This window comes from Acinetobacter sp. YH16040_T (assembly GCF_024605785.1).
Classification (GTDB): domain Bacteria; phylum Pseudomonadota; class Gammaproteobacteria; order Pseudomonadales; family Moraxellaceae; genus Acinetobacter; species Acinetobacter amyesii.
On the sequence record NZ_CP094541.1, the window covers coordinates 1,138,962 to 1,159,213 of the forward strand.

At 36.4% G+C, this 20,252-nt stretch carries 17 protein-coding genes, 1 tRNA gene and 1 pseudogene; 9 read left to right on the forward strand and 10 right to left on the reverse strand.

Features of this window, described 5'->3' with window-relative positions:
* Window positions 1-198 precede the first annotated feature (198 nt).
* Complete coding sequence (gene map / locus MST16_RS05525) at window positions 199-1,026, reverse strand: type I methionyl aminopeptidase (protein WP_168378021.1); 828 nt, start codon at window positions 1,024-1,026, stop codon at window positions 199-201.
* A gap of 207 nt (window positions 1,027-1,233) precedes the next feature.
* On the opposite strand from map, the gene rpsB reads away from it, so the two are divergent.
* From rpsB to MST16_RS05540, 3 genes and pseudogenes are all read left to right on the forward strand, one after another.
* Window positions 1,234-1,980, forward strand: coding sequence for a 30S ribosomal protein S2 (gene rpsB / locus MST16_RS05530; protein ID WP_078190314.1), 747 nt, complete (start codon window positions 1,234-1,236; stop codon window positions 1,978-1,980).
* Between the two features lie 141 nt (window positions 1,981-2,121).
* Window positions 2,122-2,997 (forward strand): translation elongation factor Ts, encoded by an 876-nt coding sequence (gene tsf, locus MST16_RS05535; RefSeq protein WP_078190313.1) that lies wholly within the window; start codon window positions 2,122-2,124, stop codon window positions 2,995-2,997.
* A gap of 174 nt (window positions 2,998-3,171) precedes the next feature.
* A pseudogene (locus MST16_RS05540) lies at window positions 3,172-3,680 on the forward strand (DUF3465 domain-containing protein).
* 253 nt (window positions 3,681-3,933) lie between these two features.
* Here the strand turns inward: MST16_RS05540 and MST16_RS05545 are convergent.
* The 7 genes from MST16_RS05545 to MST16_RS05575 form a co-directional block, all read right to left on the reverse strand.
* Window positions 3,934-4,389, reverse strand: a complete 456-nt coding sequence (locus tag MST16_RS05545; RefSeq protein ID WP_180009939.1) for a DUF962 domain-containing protein — start codon at window positions 4,387-4,389, stop codon at window positions 3,934-3,936.
* Window positions 4,390-4,541: 152 nt separating this feature from the next.
* Window positions 4,542-5,156 (reverse strand): septal ring lytic transglycosylase RlpA family protein, encoded by a 615-nt coding sequence (locus tag MST16_RS05550; RefSeq protein WP_180007647.1) that lies wholly within the window; start codon window positions 5,154-5,156, stop codon window positions 4,542-4,544.
* A 286-nt stretch (window positions 5,157-5,442) separates the two neighbouring features.
* The gene (mltB, locus tag MST16_RS05555) at window positions 5,443-6,444 is read right to left on the reverse strand and encodes a lytic murein transglycosylase B (protein ID WP_078191987.1); all 1,002 of its coding nucleotides are present in this window, start codon (window positions 6,442-6,444) and stop codon (window positions 5,443-5,445) included.
* Window positions 6,445-7,230: 786 nt separating this feature from the next.
* A complete protein-coding gene (locus tag MST16_RS05560) occupies window positions 7,231-7,881 on the reverse strand; it encodes a hypothetical protein (protein ID WP_180009938.1) in 651 nt (216 codons plus the stop codon).
* Between the two features lie 17 nt (window positions 7,882-7,898).
* The gene (queF, locus tag MST16_RS05565; protein WP_180009937.1) at window positions 7,899-8,717 is read right to left on the reverse strand and encodes an NADPH-dependent 7-cyano-7-deazaguanine reductase QueF; all 819 of its coding nucleotides are present in this window, start codon (window positions 8,715-8,717) and stop codon (window positions 7,899-7,901) included.
* Window positions 8,717-9,490, reverse strand: coding sequence for an ABC transporter permease (locus MST16_RS05570; protein WP_078190306.1), 774 nt, complete (start codon window positions 9,488-9,490; stop codon window positions 8,717-8,719). The genes queF and MST16_RS05570 overlap by 1 nt, the downstream gene beginning before the upstream one ends.
* Complete coding sequence (locus MST16_RS05575; RefSeq protein WP_168378014.1) at window positions 9,487-10,422, reverse strand: ABC transporter ATP-binding protein; 936 nt, start codon at window positions 10,420-10,422, stop codon at window positions 9,487-9,489. The genes MST16_RS05570 and MST16_RS05575 overlap by 4 nt, the downstream gene beginning before the upstream one ends.
* A 188-nt stretch (window positions 10,423-10,610) precedes the next feature.
* Here MST16_RS05575 and MST16_RS05580 point away from each other — a divergent pair.
* The 5 genes from MST16_RS05580 (at window position 10,611) to MST16_RS05600 (ending at window position 16,155) form a co-directional block, all read left to right on the forward strand.
* Window positions 10,611-10,686 (forward strand) — tRNA-Arg (locus tag MST16_RS05580).
* Between the two features lie 163 nt (window positions 10,687-10,849).
* A complete protein-coding gene (locus MST16_RS05585) occupies window positions 10,850-12,076 on the forward strand; it encodes an integrase arm-type DNA-binding domain-containing protein (RefSeq protein WP_120401118.1) in 1,227 nt (408 codons plus the stop codon).
* 484 nt (window positions 12,077-12,560) lie between these two features.
* Entirely contained in the window at window positions 12,561-13,463 is a 903-nt protein-coding gene (locus MST16_RS05590; protein ID WP_120401119.1) for a YafY family protein, read from the forward strand.
* A 55-nt stretch (window positions 13,464-13,518) separates the two neighbouring features.
* The gene (locus MST16_RS05595; protein WP_120401120.1) at window positions 13,519-15,894 is read left to right on the forward strand and encodes a GTPase; all 2,376 of its coding nucleotides are present in this window, start codon (window positions 13,519-13,521) and stop codon (window positions 15,892-15,894) included.
* Complete coding sequence (locus MST16_RS05600) at window positions 15,895-16,155, forward strand: hypothetical protein (RefSeq protein ID WP_180091947.1); 261 nt, start codon at window positions 15,895-15,897, stop codon at window positions 16,153-16,155. It abuts the gene before it with no gap.
* Window positions 16,156-16,186: 31 nt separating this feature from the next.
* On the opposite strand, the gene MST16_RS05605 is transcribed toward MST16_RS05600, so the two are convergent.
* Window positions 16,187-17,319, reverse strand: a protein-coding gene (locus MST16_RS05605; protein ID WP_223155595.1) for an IS3-like element ISAba14 family transposase whose coding sequence is annotated in 2 segments (ribosomal slippage) — window positions 16,187-17,067 and window positions 17,067-17,319 — 1,134 coding nt in all. Because the reading frame shifts where the segments join, the coding sequence is not laid out codon by codon here.
* A 109-nt stretch (window positions 17,320-17,428) separates the two neighbouring features.
* Between MST16_RS05605 and MST16_RS05610 the strand changes: the two genes are divergently transcribed.
* Window positions 17,429-18,883 (forward strand): LeoA/HP0731 family dynamin-like GTPase, encoded by a 1,455-nt coding sequence (locus tag MST16_RS05610; protein WP_180092558.1) that lies wholly within the window; start codon window positions 17,429-17,431, stop codon window positions 18,881-18,883.
* Window positions 18,884-19,494: 611 nt separating this feature from the next.
* Here MST16_RS05610 and MST16_RS05620 read toward each other — a convergent pair.
* A complete protein-coding gene (locus MST16_RS05620; RefSeq protein ID WP_180092555.1) occupies window positions 19,495-20,226 on the reverse strand; it encodes a Fic family protein in 732 nt (243 codons plus the stop codon).
* Window positions 20,227-20,252 lie beyond the last annotated feature (26 nt).

Below are 20,252 nucleotides of genomic sequence, written 5' to 3' on the forward strand. Positions count from 1 at the left end.
AGTGGCAAAATCAACAATGTGCAAAAAAGTGTGATATTCCATCCTAACCCTATAATTAAGAAAATTTACATTGAGTTACTTAAATTTTTAATCAAATTTTATGGCAAATTCTTAAAGTCACGGACAAAAATAGGGCATAAAAAAGGCCACAACATGTGTGACCATTTTTAATAAAATTTTGTGCTTCAAATACTTTGCTTATTGAACAAAACGCGATAAATCTTCTTCAGGGCGAGCAGTTAGCACTTCTACACCATTTTTTGTTACAAGTAGCGTGTGTTCGTACTGTGCAGACAAGCTATGATCTTTAGTCACGACAGTCCATTTATCGCCAAGAAGTTTGGTTTTCCAGTCGCCACCATTCACCATTGGTTCAATCGTGAATGTCATGCCTTCTTCTAAGATCATGCCTGTATTGGGTTGACCGTAGTGTAAAACTTGTGGTTCGTCGTGGAAAACAGTACCGATACCATGACCACAGTATTCACGTACAACGCCAAAACGTTCTGATTCAACATATTGTTGAATGGCATTACCGATATCGCCCATGGTTGCGCCCGGTTTTACTACCGCCATACCACGGTACATGGCTTCTTGGGCAACTTTACATAAACGGTTCGCTAAAATAGATGTTTCACCACCCACGATGTACATCATGTTGGTATCACCGTGGTAACCATCTTTAATCACAGTGACATCGATGTTTAAGATGTCACCTTTTTTTAACTTTTTGCTTTCAGATGGAATACCGTGACACACAACATGGTTCACTGAAGTACAGATCACGTGCTGGAACGCTGGACGACCCGGCGCAGCGCCATAACCTAAACAAGCAGGAATAGCTTCTTGTTTGTTGACAATATAGTCATGACAAATCGTATCAAGTTCTAGGGTAGTCACACCTGGAACAATATGCGGTTTGATCATATCCAAAACTTCTGCCGCCAGTCGACCCGCGACGCGCATTTTTTCAATTTCGTCAGGCGTTTTAATTAATCGACGTGGAGCTTCGTAAGTACTGTTCATGATCTCTAAAAACTTTTGGAAATTTGTATGTGACTATGGTATAAATAGCCGCCCATTTTATCAAATGCTTTTTCGTGAATATCTTTCACGAGCTTTGTGCGATGGGGCAATAAAATCCGCACATATATCGACACATTTCTCTGGGTGCCTTTTTAGGTGGAGAATGCGGGTATATGGAGGCCTAACCCAAACTTTAAGGTAAAGAAAATGGCAGATTACAACGTAAGCATGCGCGACCTTCTTCAAGCAGGCGCACACTTCGGTCACCAAACACGTTTTTGGAATCCAAAAATGCGCGAATACATCTTCGGCGCGCGCAACAAAATTCACATCATCAACCTTGAGCACACTGTTCCTGCGTTAAATGATGCTTTGAACTTTGCTAACAACTTGGCTAGCAAAAAGAACAAAGTTTTGTTCGTTGGTACAAAACGTGCAGCTTCTGCAATCATCCGTGAACAAGCTCAACGTGCAGGTCAACCATATGTTGATCACCGCTGGTTGGGTGGTATGTTGACTAACTGGAAAACTCTTCGCCAGTCAATCAACCGTCTAAAAGACCTTCAAACTCAATCTACTGACGGTACTTTCGCTAAACTTACTAAACGTGAAGCTTTAGAACGTACTCGTGAGATGGAAAAACTTGAACGCGCTCTTGGCGGCGTTAAAAACATGGGTGGTTTACCTGACGCATTATTCGTAATCGATGTTGATCACGAAGCAATTGCAATTAAAGAAGCTAAAAACCTTGGTATTCCTGTTATCGGTATCGTTGATACAAACTCTAACCCAGACAACGTAGACTACGTTATCCCTGGTAACGACGATGCGATCCGTGCAGTTACTCTTTACGCTTCTGCTATGGCTGATGCGATTCTTGCTGGTAAAGAATATGCTCAATCACAAGCAAATGCACAAGCTAAAGGCGAAGAAGCTCCTGCTTCTGAGGCTTAATGCGTTTGACGTAAGCTTGTCATTTTTGCGACACGTGATGGTGGCAAAGTAAGCGTCATGTATGCAGACGGCCCAAGAGACAGCTCTGGGCCGTTTCTGTTCTAAAAAGAATTCATTTTCTACCGTATTTAGGAGATTAACATGACTGCAGTTACAGCAAGCATGGTTAAAGAATTGCGCGATCGTACTGGTCTTGCAATGATGGAATGTAAAAAAGCATTAACAGAAGCGGGCGGTGACATCGAATTAGCGATCGACAACCTTCGTAAATCTGGTCAAGCTAAAGCTGCTAAAAAAGCGGGTAACATTGCTGCTGACGGCGCGATCACTATCGCTCAAGAAGGCAACAAAGCAATCCTTGTAGAAGTTAACTGTCAAACTGACTTCGTTGCTAAAGACGAAAACTTTGCTGGTTTCTCTGCTAAAGTTGCTGCTGCTGCGCTTGCTGCTGGTGTAACTGACGTTGCTCAAATTGCTGAATTGAAACTTGAAGATGGTGCTACTGTAGAAGAAGCTCGTATCGCGCTTGTTCAAAAAATCGGTGAAAACATCCAAGTGCGTCGTGCTCAAATCGTTGAAGGCGACAACCTTGCAGTTTACAAACACGGTTTAAAAATCGGTGTTGTAGTTGCATACGCTGGTGATGCTGAAACTGGTAAAGGTTTGGCTATGCACATCGCTGCATTCAACCCAGTTGCTGTAAACGAAGCTGGCGTTTCTGCTGAACTTATCGCTAAAGAAAAAGAAATTGCTGAAGCGAAAGCAATTGAATCTGGTAAACCAGCAAACATCGTTGAAAAAATGGTAACTGGTTCAGTTCAGAAATACTTGAACGAAGTTGTTCTTGAGAACCAAATGTACGTTATCGACAACGATAAGAAAGTTGCAGAAGTTCTTAAAGCAACTGGTACTACTGTTGCTAACTTCGTACGTTTCGAAGTTGGTGAAGGTATTGAGAAAAAAGCTGAACTTTCTTTCGCTGAAGAAGTCGCTGCTGCTCAAGCTGCTGCAAAATAATCTCTGATTATTTGTAGAAAAAAGCCCTCGTTTTAGAGGGCTTTTTTTATGGCTGTAGCTTTACTGATTTCAAAGCTATTTAAACTTTATATTGTGTACATTGTTGTTCACAGATTCTATTTTTATCCATATTAATGACTATAATGAGTTGAAAATTTAGATTTAAACTATCTTATGGCAAACAAAACAAATTTAACCATCGGCGGAATTATTGTTGCGCTTACAGCCGCTTATTTCGGAATCGATTTACAACAACAAAAAACTGCACCAGTTCAGACGACAGCGGAACAAAACGCACAGCCACAAATAGAATCAGTACAACCTGCAGATGCTCAACAAAAAGGGCAGAGTGCTGAAGATGTTATTGCGCATGCATTTAAAAATAAACTCAGTAATGTTCAGGTTGAGGGTACAGGTCAAGTGAAAGCGGTACTTCGAGATGATAATGAAGGTAGTCGCCATCAAAAGTTCATTTTGACCTTAAATAATGGTCAAACCCTTTTAGTTGCACATAATATCGATCTAGCCCCACGAATTGATAACTTGCAAAAAGGCGATACAGTTCAATTTTACGGTGAATATGAATATTCAGATCAGGGGGTGTGATGCACTGGACACATCACGATCCGAATGGACGTCATCAGGATGGTTGGTTAAAGCATCAAGGTAAAACCTATCAATAAAAATCACGTAGTCATTTTTAACTTTAGTCATTTAAATGATCATGATTCAGATGAAGCTATCAACATAAAATTGGATTAACCATATTGAGTAAAAGCCAGTGTTTAAACACTGACTTTTTGGTCGTATAAATAGAAAAAATGATTGGAAATACCAGAGATAAATACACCTATAAATAATAGGGTTTTAAGCATCGAATATGAAGAAAACCGATCTGGAATAACTGAAAAAGAGATCCATGAAATTAATCGTGCTCTAAATGCTCTTTATTTGCGATTTATGGCGTGTTTTCCAATTATCAAGTACTTTGTCTGCAAATGTATCTAAACACCAAATAGGGCCAATGAGGAGGAATTGGAGATCTTTGAAAAAAGAGGGCTTTTTACCTTCAATTTTATGGCCATAAAATTGACCAATCCATGCGAATACAAAGAGTGCGATATAAAAGCCATAACCAACTGGTAGTACCCAAATTAGCCATACCATGATTAACGTTAACGCGGCCATTGCAACAGCAAGGACAATGTCTAAACGTGCGTAAAAGATAAATGCTAAAGCAAGTAAGACAGCAGTAAGTAGCGCGCTAAAATGTGCCAATATGCCAACGATTGAAAAATAAATCGTGGGTACGCAAATCCAGTGAATCATTTTATTGGTTTTATTTTGATGACTTTCGCTGTATTCATCAAACCATTCGTTGATTGTTTTCATGATAGTCCTTAATCATGGGGAAGGACTTCAATATAAACAAGAATGCGGGAAGGGTCAAAATCAGGATTACTGATGATTTGAAAGGCTAAGAGGCTTCAAATAAAAAACCACGCTAGGCGTGGTCTGTTAAATGCAGTCACTTCATTGGAGAATTAAGAATTTGGACCGTCTACGCGTTCAATGCTCACGTTTGCAGTACCCGCACTGGTAATACCCAATTGCTTAGCAGCACCATAAGATAAATCAAGAACACGGTTACCATGGAATGGACCACGGTCATTTACTTTCACCACGACGCTTTTACCATTATTGCGATTCGTAACACGAATAAAGCAATTAAGTGGCAGGCTACGATGTGCTGCTGTAAGTGCGTTCATGTCAAACGTTTCACCGCTTGCTGTTTTACGACCGTGGAATTGACGACCGTACCAAGAAGCAGTACCTGTTTGAGTGAACTTACGAACAGTATTCGAAGCGACAGTGTTTAACTTTTCAATCACTGAAGGCTCATCTTCAGGAATTTCGATTTTAGCAGCGATTGTTTGACGACGAATTTTATCGCCAGAACGCTCAGTGATTGAAAGGCTACTTAAATTCGTAAAGTTTGAATTGAAGCTTTGAGCTTCTTTATTCAATACACGAGCTGCAAGACGCGAGTTGTCATTATCATGATTGAATGATGATGACTGAACCATCTCAGCTTGTGACTGACTTAGCGCAACTGCCGTGGCAAGCGCTAAGGCATATTTAATAATTGATGACTGCATTGTTTATCTCCCAATGGCATATTTACTGGTTCAACTAAGTCGCTGATATCCATGTAAACACGTCTGATATTTCACTTTTGCAACTATATTTAACGAGATGGATAATATTCATGCCATCAATAGGCTGTCTAGTGTTTAATTAAAATACTTTTAAAATGTCTAAAAAATTAACAATAGCTGGTTAAAAAATAATCAATAATGTAACAAGGTGTGTAAAATGTCGAATAAATGCTCATTTTGGTGAAAATATTTATTGACTTTTTTGCTCTATAAGAAAAAACCAGTCTTATCGACTGGTAACTTCAGTGCCTAAAAGCCATAGTGCAGTCGCATACATACGGCTTTTGTTATAGGTTGTAATGACCTGAAAATTTGGATAAGTGATGTAATAAATTGGTCCATAACTATCTTGCAATTGGATGACATTGACTAAATCGAGATCATCGATTTTTACCAATGGATTCATAGGGGTTACACCTTGAGCCTTGAGTACACCATAGGGTGTTGGCTGGTTTAAATCCTTTGCAATAATAGCATCTGGGTTGTTTCCGCTATAGCGAGCAGCAAAAGCAATCGGTTGATTACGCTGCCAACCATAATTTGCTAAATAATTTGCAATTGAACCAATGGCATCGACAGCTGAATTACGCAGGTCAACATGACCATTGCCATCGTAGTCCACACCAAATTTTGGAATGTTACTTGGCATAAATTGAGGATAACCCACAGCACCTGCATATGAACCGACGACAGAGTTGGTTGGAACACCATCTTTATATGACCAAGCAATCAGTGCAGCAAGTTCATCTTGGAAATATTGCGCACGGCGTTCATAGCCAAAACCAAGGGTCGCCAAAGCATCACGGGTAATAAAATTACCTTTATTGCTGCCATAGCCTGTTTCAACACCCAAAATGCCTAAAATCACGGATTGAGGCACACCAAATTGTTGTTCTGCACGATTTAAAGTGTCGGCATATTGATTTTTGAAGCGAACGCCGCGTTGAATTGTACTTTCAGCTAAAAAATTGGTTTTGTATTGGTACCAAGGCTTTGATTCACCAGGTCTATTCATAATGCTAATAATGTTGGGTAGGTTTTTACTGCCTTGCATTGCCCAATCAATTTGATTTTCACTCAGACCATAGGTTTGCATTGCATTTTGTTTAAAGCTTGCATATGCCGGATGAGATTGGAAGTCGTTAGCCTGACAAAAACTGGTCAGTGAAATTGAACCGGCCATAATGGCAATATGTGATAGTTTTTTATAAAAATTTCGATTTAGCATAAATAAAAAATTTCCAGTTGCTTTAGCGATGAGTATGAACAAAATTTCGAGGGGAAAAGATCCTGAAAATTGTGATGACCTTCTGGTTTCATAGCTCATTAAAGGTAAAGGTTACCAATAGCAACTAAGATACCACTGACAGCGCATGCTTTCATAAATAGATATACAAAAAAAGACAAAGCAAAGGATTTTTTCGTAGTTAACATATTGAAAAGTGACATATTCATTTACATAACTTGCAAATATTCACAAATCATTTGAAATATAGATGACTCTAAAACTCATGCGTCATAAAAACGCAGAACGAATAAACTTTATCGCGTTGCGAAATACTGTTTAGAAGCTAAAAAAGTTGCAATGTTATATCTAAAAATAAAGGGACAGGATTAAAAAGGTACCGGTCTAAAACACCCATATGTAAGCAGTGGTTTATTCATTACATAGTTTTTGTTCGCCAGCGCTTCAATGCTGTTGAAAACGTCGCTATATATAGTAGAAATATAGACTGAATGATAAAACAAAGAGATTGAATTTTAAAATGGACGCATTGAAATTTAAGCCAAAATGACAGCTAACATTAAAATATGATCTTTAATCAGGGTCTTTCTTTTATGCGTAGATTTTTAAAAATTGTGGATATCAATGTACTGTCTTTCTTTTAATAAAAATCTGTTCAATTCTAGAACTGTGTTTGCATGACTATATAGTCATTGTATCGGGATTCGATTTTATGCGTTTAGCCATAAAAAAACCTAGCGGAAGCTAGGTTTTGACGAGTAATGCGATTTATTTGTTAAACATCGCATCATGTGCTTCTGCAAGGGCACCTAGCTCTTCTTTAGTCAGATTTGGGAAAATCTTATCAATCGCAATATGAATTGCTTTAATTACGGCAGAAGAACCGATATCGGCTGCTTTACGCTTAATCATGCCTAAATCGAGTGTTTTATTAAAGTCATTCATAAAATGACGTACTGCAGCTTCAGCAAACTGTTTATACAGCTCACCAAAAGCAGCTTTATTGACATCTACACCTGATTTAATTTCGGCATAACTGTTTTTAAGGTTAGTGACCAGTCCTGCATCTAAGCTCAGACCTACACGATGAGCACCGACTGTGTCCTGAAATAAACTTCGTTCTGAAAATTCAATGGATTGTTTCACCACATCATTCGGAGATTTACCCAGTAGCTGCTTTAACAATACAGCGACTGTTGATTTGACATAGCCAGCCAGTTTTTCTGCTGTGTCGCGCTTATCGCTTGCAGGAAACAGATGTACAGGAGCTAATATAGTTGCACCAATGATTTCTTCATTAATCAGCAAAGCTGTTTTATCACGTAAAGGATAAAGTGGTTCACTCGAATTTTTTTTCGCGTGACCATTTTGGATACTGCTTAGAAGTTCCTCAGAAGGAATAAAACCAAAAAATGGCATCACTAACCTCAATTTTTTTATTGTCGCGCCAATCGAATGGGGCGAGGCATCCATGTTAAATCCGATACACGACAAGGGTTGATATCCAATCCACCACGGCGTGTATAGGCAGCATATACCATCAGCTGACTTGGTTTTAAATGTTGCCAAATATCGGCAAACATTTGCTCCACACATTGTTCGTGGAAACCATTATGCTGACGGTAAGAAATAATATAAGCCAGAATACTACGATAACAAGGCTTAGTACCTTTATACCTTATAAATACCGTACCCCAATCAGGTTGACCCGTGACTGGGCAGTTACTTCTTAATAAATGTGAATAAAGTTGAATTTCAACTTCTTCTTGCGCTGCATCTTCATCTAAAGAGAGTAAATCTGCATTTGGATGATTTTCTAACTGAGTGGGTTCTAAGTCATCAATACAGATGCCTTGTGGTTTTGAAATTTCAACATCATCGACATGAAATAGATCAATAGTCACAGCGGCATTGGCTGCTGCTGATAAGTCTTTTTCTACAGTTGCTTTAAACGCTGCCTGAGAATCAAATTTGGTAAAGTTCATACTATTAAAGTAGAGCTTTAAAGATTTCGATTCGATCAGGTTGTCTGAACTTGCTGGCAAAGTTAAACGACCAATAGCAACTTGAGGCACACCAGAAGCATTTAACCAAGAAATTTCAAAAACATGCCACCAGTCTTTACCTTGGCGTATGCCTTCCACATGGGCATATTGTTCACGTGCAGTGGCACGTGCAATCGGAAACAGAATATCGGGTTGATATTCTGTAGGGTAGTTGGTGTCTTTACCTAAAAGGGATTGTTCTACACTCATTATTCACGCATTCCTGAACCACGAGAAAGTAAATGATACGCCACGCCATAAAGTACAACGCAACATGCAGTAATAACTGTCAGTGAAATGCCGACATTCACATCGCTATGACCTAAAATACCGTAGCGGAATGCATTGACCATATACACAACAGGGTTGATTAAAGAGAGATTTTGCCAAAATGGACTCAGTGATGAGATGGCATAGAAAACACCGCCTAAATAAGTCAGCGGAGTCAGGACGAAAGTCGGGATAATCGAAATGTCGTCAAAAGATTTTGCATAAACAGCATTAATAAATCCGCCAAGAGAAAACAGTAGCGAAGTAATTAAAACTGTATATATAGTTACGAAGATATTGGTCAGGTGTAATTCAGTAAAAAATAGGCTCATGGCAGTAACAATAAAGCCGACTAAAACACCACGGCAAACGCCACCGATCACATAACCCCATAGCACCATATGTAACGGTACAGGGCTCATGATTAATTCTTCGATGCTTTTTTGAAATTTTGCACTAAAGAAACTTGATGACACATTGGCATAGCTGTTGGTAATGACTGCCATCATAATTAAGCCGGGTACGATGAACTGCATGTAGCTAAAACCACCCATTTGCCCAATGCGTGAACCGACTAAATTACCGAAAATCACAAAGTACAAACTCATGGTGATTGCCGGTGGGAGAAGGGTTTGCGGCCAAATACGCATGAAACGGCGAATTTCTTTATACACTAAGGTGTAGAGGGCAATACACAGTTGGTTAAAATTCATTGTGCTGCACCTTCAAGATTTTTTTCGACCATACGGACAAATAGTTCTTCTAGTCGGTTAGATTTATTACGCATACTTCGAACTTGAATACCTTGAGATTCCATGAGTTGGAATAAATCATTCAAGGTATGGCCTTTATCCATAGTGACTTCTAAGGTGACAGGATCTACTAAGTTGAAACGGACACCAATAATTTCTATATGGATCGGTTCAATGGGTTCGGCTAGATCGAAAATAAATGTTTCTTCATTCAACTGGCTGAGGAAACCTTTCATGCTGGTGTCTTCTTTAATCACACCACGATCAATAATTGCGATTCGACGGCACAACATTTCAGCTTCTTCTAAATAGTGTGTCGTTAAAATAATAGACGTGCCTTTTTCGTTCATTTCAGTGAGGAAATCCCACATCGAACGGCGTAGTTCAATATCAACACCAGCAGTCGGCTCATCTAAAATCAGCAGTTTAGGTTCATGCATCATGGCACGAGCGATCATTAAACGGCGTTTCATACCGCCCGATAGCATGCGTGCTTGGGTGCTACGTTTTTCCCAAAGGCCAAGCTTTTCTAAATATTCCTCTGCACGTTTCTCTGCTATCTTTTTAGAAATACCGTAATAACCAGCTTGAGTCACCAAAATATCAAATGTTTTTTCAAATTGACCAAAGTTAAATTCTTGAGGTACAACGCCCAAACACTGCTTTGCATGCGAGGGATGGGTATCTAAATTGTGCCCAAAAATTTCGACAGTACCTGAAGTTTTACGGGTTAGTGAACTGATAATACTAATCGTGGTAGATTTTCCTGCACCATTGGGACCTAAAAGTGCATAAAATTCACCTTCGGGTACTGTTAAATCAATACCTTTAAGCGCCTGAAACCCATTTTTATAGGTTTTTGACAGCTGCTTTAACGTTAGTGCATCAGTCATAAATAATTCACTCTATAAATAGTGTGAGTATTGTGCGATATCGGGGCAAATAAACCAAGTAAATCGTATGGAATTCTGCATTTTAAAAATAGAACGTTGTATAAAGCTTAAGCAGAAAAAAGCCTAACATCTATATAGTTGCTTTACCTTACAGTTTTTTTTGTTATGATGTGCGCAATCCAAAATAAGCGCTCATAGCTCAACTGGATAGAGTACAGGTCTCCGAAGCCTGTGGCGTGGGTTCGAGTCCCGCTGAGCGCACCATTTCCTTGTTTGATCATATCCGAATTAATCCTAATATTATTAAAAATTAATAACTTATATCTACTTATTGTCCGATAATGTCCGAGGGCGTTTTAGGATACCGTAATCTTTTACGGTATTTTTTACGGTACATTCCCATTTCTGACAAAAATATACCGTAAAAATGCCTAAATTAGTTATCAGTCTGACTGACTCAAAAATTAAGTCTGCAATATCAATGCAAAAGAAATCATTTGAAAAGAATATTAAGCTTTCAGATGGTGGTGGCCTTTATTTATTGTTAGATAGAAAAGGTGGGGCATATTGGCGTTTTGATTATATTCGCCCAATCTCTAAGAAAAGAGCCACTATAGCTATCGGTATTTATCCAAGTTGTACATTGGCCAGAGCTCGTGCAAAACGAAGTGAGTTTAGAGAACTGCTTGCGCAGAATATTGACCCAGCAATTCAAAAGCAAGATAAACAGTCCCAATGTCGAAATAATAGTTTTAGATCAGTAGCAGATGAATACCGTAAGACTGAAGAGCTGGAATCAAGTACACAACGTCGGAATCAGTTTATCTGGGATAAGCTTTATGTTGCTATTGGTGAGTTCCCCATTGATTCGATAACAGCCACTCAAATTTTGGAAGTATGCCGTCTTTATGAAAGACAAGGTAAGACTGACTCAGCAAAGCGAATGAGAAGTAAAGCATCTCAGGTGTTTCGGTATGCGATTGCTTTGGGTTTATGTCAATTTAATGTTGCTGACCAAATTAGCGGTATTTTGAAGGTGGGTAAAACTAAGCATCGAGCGGCTATTACTGATGAGCAAAAGCTAGGACAACTATTAAAGAATATTAATACACATGCAGGTCGTGGGGATATTGCTATTGATTATGCAGTCAAAATCTTACCCCATGTATTTGTGCGTCCTGGAGAATTACGTGCAGCAAAATGGGCAGATATCGATTTTAAAAATAGAACATGGAGTTATACACCGCCTAAGACCAAAAATCAGACAGCCCTACAACATATTGTTCCTTTGTCTGATCAAGTCTTGAAGCTGTTCCAAGAATTGTATTGCATTACTGGATATACCGAATATTGTTTTGTGTCTATGCGAGATAAAACGAAAACCATCAGTGAATCAACTATTAATAAACGATTGAAACAATATGGTTTTGAAAATGGTGAGACAACAGGGCATGGCTTTAGAGCTACGGCAAGAACTTTATTAGATGAAGTTCTAAAATTTCCTATTGAACGTATAGAACAACAACTTGCACATCAGGTTCGCGATATGCATGGTCGAGCGTACAACCGTACTAAGTATTTGGAGGAGCGTTCAGTGATGATGCAAGCATGGTCTGATTATTTGGATCAATTAACGCATAAAAATGTAGAGTAATTAATTTAATAAATATTAGTAAGTTATAGTTTCAGTTAAGTTGACACCACCTCTGCGAAATACATACTAAAGAAGAAATTTAAACGATAATTTGTACAACTGATGACATCTCCTGTCATTTTCATGCCTTATCTTCATTTTTCAATTGAATTGATACTTTAAGTAGTTAAGTTTGATAGAAATATTGAAAGGAAATTTGTATGAAAATATGCCCAACTCCATTTACGAACAAACAAAAGAAGAACGCCTTACAACGTATTTCTAGAGCATTAATACTTGGGAAAATAAAGTGGGCTGAATCAAGAAAATTCTATTTAGCAATGTTGCACCTAGCACGTTATTTAGATCGACTAAACTTAATTTAAAGAAAATAAGACTTAATTTTTTGTGAATTGGTGTAACTTTTTGTACATTTAATGTGTTATATTTCAAATATAAATCAAATATAACTTTGATGTTACTTTTTAAAAATTAGAGATAATTAATGAAACGTGATGACTCTACTCATGAGCGTTTAGCTGACCGATTGGCCAATATTTTAACGAAATTAAATATGGGATATCAGTTAAGTATAAAAGAACTAGCCTCAGAATTTGGGGTAAGTACACGTACTATCTCGAGAGATTTCGATCGTCTCAATACTTATTTGCCATTGCTACAAGATAATGAAAATAAAAGATATTACTTAGAATCAAATTATTTAGGGAAAATTGCACCAAAAGATATCCGTAATTTTGCACAGCTCTCAGGAGTTAGTCATTTGTATCCTTCATTGGATATGTCCTTTCTGCGTGAACTTTTAGATAGTCGAGCTCATCAGATTTATAGTGCTAAGGGGTACTCTTTTGAAGATGCAAGTCAGTTTAAAGGACTATTCAAAGTTCTTGGAAAAGCAATTCAAGAATATCGACAAATTGGTTTTGTATATAAAGGAGAACCTAGACTGGTTCAACCTTATCGCTTGATTCATCATCATGGTAGTTGGTATTTGGCAGCAGTTAGAAAAGATCAATTGCGTACTTATCGCATTTCACATATTCAGCTTACGCACTCTTCGCATGATTATTCACAATTTATTCCAGATCAAAATATTGTAAAACTTGTGGAAGATGATGACAGCATCTGGTTTGGACAGGATAAACAGGAAATCATTTTATCTATTGATAGTCAGGTTTCTTTTTATTTTAAGCAACGTCCGATACTGCCCGAGCAGCAAATTGTCAAAGAGTTACATGATGGTGGATTGCTGGTTTCTTCTAAAATTAATCATGACATGCAGTTATTGCCTTTGATTCGATTCTGGATTCCTCATTTAAAAATAGTGAGTCCGAAAGGATTACAGAGACAATTAGAAATAAGTTTAAAAGAATATTTGGTTTTAGGTTAAAAAAAATTTCATTTAAAAAATTATTTATGAGTTGGTTGGATAGGGGTAAGGGTACGTGAATAGTCATATTAATTTAAATCATCCTGAGAATATTTATGATGATTTAAAAGAGAAAATATCAGATTTGATTGCGAAAATTGTTAAAAATGAGCAGGTTTTAGATACTAATTTAGTGGGAGAAAAACTAAATGAATCTAAGCAAATTTTAAGCTTTCAGCAAAAAGAAATTGAAAGGAAGATAGATGAACTTAAACGTAATTCCGAATGGGATTACTTTACGATTGCTTTTTTCGGTGAAACTAATGCAGGTAAATCGACACTTATCGAAGTGTTACGTCTGCTGTTCGCTGAAAAAACTAAAAATGAAATACAAGCAAAATTCAAAGCACTTAAAGATGAATTTTCATTAGATGAAGAAGCATACGGAGAGTTAAAAAATGCTGATAATGAAATTAGTCATAAAATTTTAGAAAATAATAAAAAATTAAAGGAGATAGATCAAACCTATACTCAAAAATTAGAAGATTATCAAAAAATACTTAATGCTCTTAAATATGAGCATGATGAGCAGATTGTTAATCAGTCTTTATTAAATGACCAAAAACTTGAAATTTTTAATACTCAGATTGTGTCTTTAAAAGAAAAAGTTCAATATAAAAAACAAAATATGTCATGGTGGTTAAAAATTATTTATATTTTTAAGCGCCTAGAAGAGGAAAAACAAATTGGTTTAATTGAGTTAGAGTTAATTAAACAGAAAGCGCTATTAGATTCTGAACTGAAAGTATTGAAGCAAAAAATCGAAAAAGAATATGCATTGAAACAATCGCATCTTGCAACGATACAAGATGAATATGAGTTAACCAAAAAACCAATCAACTCTATTACTTTACAATTAGAAAATGAAAAGAAAGTAGTTGAACAGCAGTTACAGCAATTTGAAAAAATGTTGGAGAAGCTAAGAGAGTTTGAAGATGGCCAAATTATGGGGGATGGCCGTAGTGACTTCACTCGAGAGAGTAAAGAGTTTTTATTTGATATTAATGGCACACAGGTCAAATTAATCGATGTGCCAGGAATTGAGGGTGATGAAAAACTAGTTGAGAACGAAATTTCTAAAGCCGTTAAAAAAGCACATGCTGTTTTCTATGTCACAAGTAAAGATGCAGCTCCAAATGAAGGCACACTTCAAAAAATAAAAACGCACCTAGCAGATCAGACAGAAGTTTGGACTGTTTACAATAAACCAGTTACATCGCCTAGATCATTAAAAAATGGACTGATCAGTAATGATGATGAAAGAGGTGCCTTAAATGATCTGAATAAACAGATGGAATCAGCATTAGATAAACATTATAAGAATTATACTGTGGTGGCTGGACTTGCTGCATTTTATGCAGTAGCCAATTGCTTGGTGCCATTTGGTGAAAAATATCGTAATCAGATCAAGTTTTTAAATAATTCTGATCGAGATGAATTAAAGGAAAAGTCAGGACTGAGCGCATTTCAAAACCACTTAACTCAAACAGTCATTGGAGACGTACCTTATAAAATTAAGGCGAGTAACTTCAATAAAGCGAATTATGTTCTAAAACAAACAGTAGAGAAGTTAAATAATATTCATAATGGCTTTAGTGATCTAAAGCTGAATATTGATAAGCAAGTGGCTGTCACTAAGCAAGAAATTGATAGTGAATATTTGGACCTAGTGCAAAGCCTTAAAACGATGATTGAAAAAATCATTCAAGATTTTGAGCGTAAGACTCGTCAAGAAGTCTATAAACGGATTGAAAGTGATATTAGTAATGATGAGTTTAAAGGTATTCTGAAGCGACAGATTGATAACAATCTTGAATTAGTGAGTAAAGATCTAATTGCTGGTTTTAAAACAGAAACTTCGCAGTTTGATGAAAATTTAAAGGAAAAATTACAGAAACTTTCTTCACGGTTAGCCAGTATTCAAAATAACTTTAAAGCTGATGATGTGACAGGATTGAATAATAATGTTTCATTGAAATTTGATATCAATAATGGCATCAACAAAATGGGACTACTTGGTGTTGGTATTGGTGTAGGTGCTGCAATGTGGTGGAATCCAGTCGGCTGGGTTGCAATATCATTAACGGCTGCGGGTTTGTTATTTAGTTTTGCAAAAGCAATTTGGAGCTTTTTTGATTCAGACTTTAAAAAATCTGAGCAAAAGAAAAGTGTTGATAAAAATTTATCAAATATTGTGAAAGAGCTTAAAAAAGTTGCTAGGGAGAATGTGAGCGATGTTGAAGAAAAAATTGAGCCATCAATATCAGATTTGAAGAAAAAGTTGAATGAGCCAAGTGATCAAATCACAGGGCTTGTAGAAGATATGTATCAATCAATCAATATGTTTAAAACGTTATCAAATAATATTAGCAGTGCTTATGAGGTCAAATAAATGTCTGAAACTTTAAAAAATCATCAGGATAATCAGGCTAAAATTATCAACTTATTGAGTAAATTAGAAGGTTTTATTACACAAGGTCAAGAGTTTGGTTTAGATGTATCAACAGATATTAAAGCTAAGTTAAAGAACTCATTGAATACTTTGCAAGGAGATAAACTTAAAATTGCACTTATAGGTGGATTCTCTGAAGGAAAGACCTCAATTGCTGCTGCATGGTTAGGTAGAGGTGGTCCCACTTGTTTGAACAACTAAAAGCGTATTTATAAGTGATATTCCGCTCTAGTTAAGCCACCTTGTTTTGTTGGGGTAGCTGATCATAGTAAAACTCATTTGGTGTCATTTTGTCTAGACTCGAATGAGGTCGTTTCAAATTATAAAACTCAAAATATGCACTTAATTGCTTTTTCGCATCTGTGACACTGCTATAAGCTTTGAGATACACCTCTTCATATTTAACGCTCCGCCATAATCGTTCAACCATCACATTATCTACCCATCGACCTTTACCATCCATACTGATTTGAATGCCATTTGATTTCAATACATCAATAAATGCATCACTGGTAAACTGGCTGCCTTGGTCTGTATTAAATATTTCAGGTCGACCATATTTTTCAATCGCTTCATTTAAAGCCGAAATACAAAAATCCACCTCCATACTAATCGATACCCTATGCGCAAGTACCTTGCGGCTATGCCAATCAATCACAGCACATAAATAAACAAAGCCTTTTGCCATAGGGATATACGTTATATCCGTAGACCACACTTGATTACTGCGCTGAATAGCCAACCCTTTGAGCAGATATGGATATTTACGGTGAGCTTGATTAGCCTGGCTTAAATTTGGTTTGCAATATAACGCCTGAATACCCATTTTCTTCATTAAAGTACGTGTATGACGTCGTCCTATATGATGTCCTTGACGATTCAACAAATCACGCATCATACGACTGCCTGCAAAAGGATATTGCATATGTAATTCATCAATACATCGCATCAGCTTCAGATCTGATGCACTCACAGGTTTTGGGCGATAGTAATAACAACCACGGGAGACTTTCAGCAGCTTAGCTTGCTTAGATACTGAAATCTGAAGTGAGTCGTCGATTAACTTTTGTGGTTGAAGCGGCCCAGTTTCTTCAACACACCTTCTAAAAAATCAATTTCTAATGCCTGCTCACCGATTTTTGCATGTAGTTTTTTTAGATCGATGGGTGGTTCTGTTGGAGCTTTTGATTGATCGAAAGCTTGCGAGGAAGCTGAGATCAATTGATTTTTCCAGTCAATAATTTGGTTTTGATGAACATCAAACTCAGCACTCAATTCAGCAAGTGTTTTTTCTGCTTTAATCGCAGCAAGTGCTACCTTAGCTTTAAAATCATTTGAATGATTTCTTCTTGGTCTACGTGCCATAAAATACTCCATATATTGATGTTTATAACATCATTTGAGGAGCAGAATATCACTTATAGGAGTTGTTCAAATTTACGGATCCATCTCTGGTAAAATTGACCCAGCAACCATGAATATTAGTGCTTCTGAATCATCAAATGCAGTTAAAATTTATGACATTGATGAAGAGTATCAACTCATTGATACACCAGGATTATATGGTTATAAAGAGCAAGTGAACACCGATGCCCAAGAGATTGAAAAATATAAAGACATCACAAAAAAATATGTAAGTGAAGCACATATTGTTCTTTATGTCATGAACTCTAAAAATCCGATCAAAGAAAGTCATATTGAAGATTTAAAATGGTTGTTTAAAGATCTGAACTTACTTCCACGAACAGTATTTGTTCTTAGCCGTTTTGATGAAGTTGCAGATGTAGAGGATGAATTAGACTACCAAGATAAATTTAAAATTAAAGAGCAAAATGTTAAAGAAAGATTAAGTTCGATCTTATCTCTTTCTATGCAGGAAACCCATAACTTAAAAATAGTGGCAGTTTCAGCAAATCCATTTGATGAAGGTGTTAATTATTGGATGGAAAATCGAGATGAGTTTGAACAATTGTCTCATATCAAATTGTTGCAAAATGCAACTAGTGAAATTGTGAAAAAAAGTGGTGGTTATACTGGTTTAATTGAAGAAACGAGAAAGTCCATTATTAGTGATATTTTGATTAAGAAAATACCTGAAATTGAAGAACAACAATCCCTGCTATCAAAGGAAATGGAAAAACTTAATCAAGTTTATGAAATTGAAACTGGTGCACTGAATGTAATTTCCAAAAAAATTGCCAATGCAAAAACAAATTTAAGATCTAGTTTTAATGGATATTTCCAAGACTTAGTAATGCAGGTCCAAGGTACGAGTCTAGAAACAATTGGTGAATTCGTAGTGAGGGAAGTTGGTGATAAGGGATCAATTATCTCAAGTAAGATTAATGAATATTTTCAAAATGAAACCAATCAAATCAATATTGCATTAAATACACAAGCAGTTAATTTTAACGCAGAAATTGATAATATTGACACCGCTGTTGGGTCATTGACTAAAAAAGGTCTCAATCATTTAGCGAAGAATATTAAGTTGGATAATACAACTATTTTAGCTGCAAGAGATGGCTTAGTTGCGGGTGGGCAATTTATTGGGCTTAATTTAAAAGAAGCTTTAAAGTTCCAACCGTGGGGAGCTGTTAACCTGGCGAGCAACATTAACACAGCATTACCACTTATTGGTATTGCGGTAGAAGCTTGGGATACTTGGAATCAGGCGAAGAAACAAGAAGAGTTTCAGTTGGCAAGAAAGAGTTTAGTAGCGAATTTACAAAACCAGCAAAGAGAGATTTTAGAGTTAATTGATAAAGATGAATTTATTTTAAAATTTTTCCCTATTTACAAAGAACTCAAAGATAAAATTGAAGAGATAAAATTGATGCATATGGATCATGAATCAATGACTAAGTCTTTTGCCTCTTGGAGAAAAGAGGGGATGATTATTGAAGGTGAATTTAGAAGCATATCATAGATTTTATCTTTGCTAATTACCTTAAAAATAATGCTGTTTTATTTGAGAATCTCCTTTTAATTTAAAGGAGATTCTACTGATTTTATGTTGAGGCTATATTGAAGAATTTTTTTTTAAATCATTTAGTTTATACATCGAGTAATCTAAAAAAGATTCTAATACTGCTTGTTATTAATATTTTGGGAATAAGTACAATACTTGGTATTCCAGTAGTAGTTATTTTTGATTTAGCATTTATTTACTATAATTTGAATAGGATTTTCAAAAATCAAGGAGGGATTGGATTTTTATTGAAAATAAATGATATTTTATGGTTGTTTTTGTTATTAGCAATAGTTTTTTTTATTATGCGAGCAATTGTTTAATAAGTGATAATGTTTAAGTATTTTGTATAAGTAATAAATTATTGGTTTTAAGAATATTTTATTATAAGATGTTAGTCATTGCTTTAGTTTAATTTAGCTGAAGAACTTCAGAATGTTTCTAGAGCATGTAAAATGATGGGTGTCTCTAGAGATACTTTAGTGTCTGAATGATATTTATTTCATTGTTCTGTAGGGTAATACCCCCTAAAATAATTGAAGTTTCAAGTAGAGGCCTAGTAGATATACTTAAATCCCCAATACAACTTGATATGGTTTAAATCCATCAAGCACAGCCTCAGAAACTAATTGGATAAATGCTTCAGTTTTACCATAAGCCATCCATTGATCTAAAGCTTCATAGTAAGCCAAACGATTTTCTACTGTAATCACACAAGGCGGATATCCAGCTTTAAGTAATTCGAGATTCATCAATAAGCGTGATGTACGACCATTCCCATCAATAAATGGATGAATGCCTACAAAGTCTGCATGTACTTTAGCTGCACGTTCAATAGGATGTAGCTTATGTGCCTCAGTATTGTACCAATCGACAAGCTGAGCCATTTTATCATTCAACAGTGTATAGTCGGGTGGGTTAGTCGTAGCACCTGAAATCAACACGTTTTGTTGGCGATAACGTCCTGCATTGTCATCATCGATATTTTTTAGAATGAGTTGATGGATATTACGAATCTGCCATTCAGAAAAAGGTTCTTCTTTACGAATAATATCTTCAACATAATAGATCGCATTTCTATGGTTAATTGCCTCGAAATGTTCTCGTAATGCTTTTCCATCAACGGTAATGCCTTCCAAAACCACTTTTGTTTCTAGCAATGTCAGTGTATTGCCTTCAATTGCATTTGAATGATATGTCCAGCGAACAATAAGATCTTCTTGTAGATTTTTTACAATTGCAGGAGAAAGAGGGCGATGCTGATCTAATTTTGTTTTTAAGGCATCTATATTGTCAAACATAACTTTCACCCTGAAGTTGTACTCTT

What these genes read in the sequence shown, in the direction of transcription:
- MST16_RS05545 (WP_180009939.1), bottom strand. Translation starts at nt 4,389, where the DNA reads ATGAAAACAATCAACGAATGGTTTGATGAATACAGCGAAAGTCATCAA.
- tsf (WP_078190313.1), top strand. Translation starts at nt 2,122, where the DNA reads ATGACTGCAGTTACAGCAAGCATGGTTAAAGAATTGCGCGATCGTACT.
- MST16_RS05600 (WP_180091947.1), top strand. Translation starts at nt 15,895, where the DNA reads ATGTCTGAAACTTTAAAAAATCATCAGGATAATCAGGCTAAAATTATC.
- MST16_RS05585 (WP_120401118.1), top strand. Translation starts at nt 10,850, where the DNA reads ATGCCTAAATTAGTTATCAGTCTGACTGACTCAAAAATTAAGTCTGCA.
- MST16_RS05610 (WP_180092558.1), top strand. Translation starts at nt 17,429, where the DNA reads ATGAATATTAGTGCTTCTGAATCATCAAATGCAGTTAAAATTTATGAC.
- mltB (WP_078191987.1), bottom strand. Translation starts at nt 6,444, where the DNA reads ATGCTAAATCGAAATTTTTATAAAAAACTATCACATATTGCCATTATG.
- MST16_RS05560 (WP_180009938.1), bottom strand. Translation starts at nt 7,881, where the DNA reads ATGCCATTTTTTGGTTTTATTCCTTCTGAGGAACTTCTAAGCAGTATC.
- rpsB (WP_078190314.1), top strand. Translation starts at nt 1,234, where the DNA reads ATGGCAGATTACAACGTAAGCATGCGCGACCTTCTTCAAGCAGGCGCA.
- MST16_RS05590 (WP_120401119.1), top strand. Translation starts at nt 12,561, where the DNA reads ATGAAACGTGATGACTCTACTCATGAGCGTTTAGCTGACCGATTGGCC.
- MST16_RS05550 (WP_180007647.1), bottom strand. Translation starts at nt 5,156, where the DNA reads ATGCAGTCATCAATTATTAAATATGCCTTAGCGCTTGCCACGGCAGTT.
- map (WP_168378021.1), bottom strand. Translation starts at nt 1,026, where the DNA reads ATGAACAGTACTTACGAAGCTCCACGTCGATTAATTAAAACGCCTGAC.
- MST16_RS05620 (WP_180092555.1), bottom strand. Translation starts at nt 20,226, where the DNA reads ATGTTTGACAATATAGATGCCTTAAAAACAAAATTAGATCAGCATCGC.
- MST16_RS05570 (WP_078190306.1), bottom strand. Translation starts at nt 9,490, where the DNA reads ATGAATTTTAACCAACTGTGTATTGCCCTCTACACCTTAGTGTATAAA.
- MST16_RS05575 (WP_168378014.1), bottom strand. Translation starts at nt 10,422, where the DNA reads ATGACTGATGCACTAACGTTAAAGCAGCTGTCAAAAACCTATAAAAAT.
- queF (WP_180009937.1), bottom strand. Translation starts at nt 8,717, where the DNA reads ATGAGTGTAGAACAATCCCTTTTAGGTAAAGACACCAACTACCCTACA.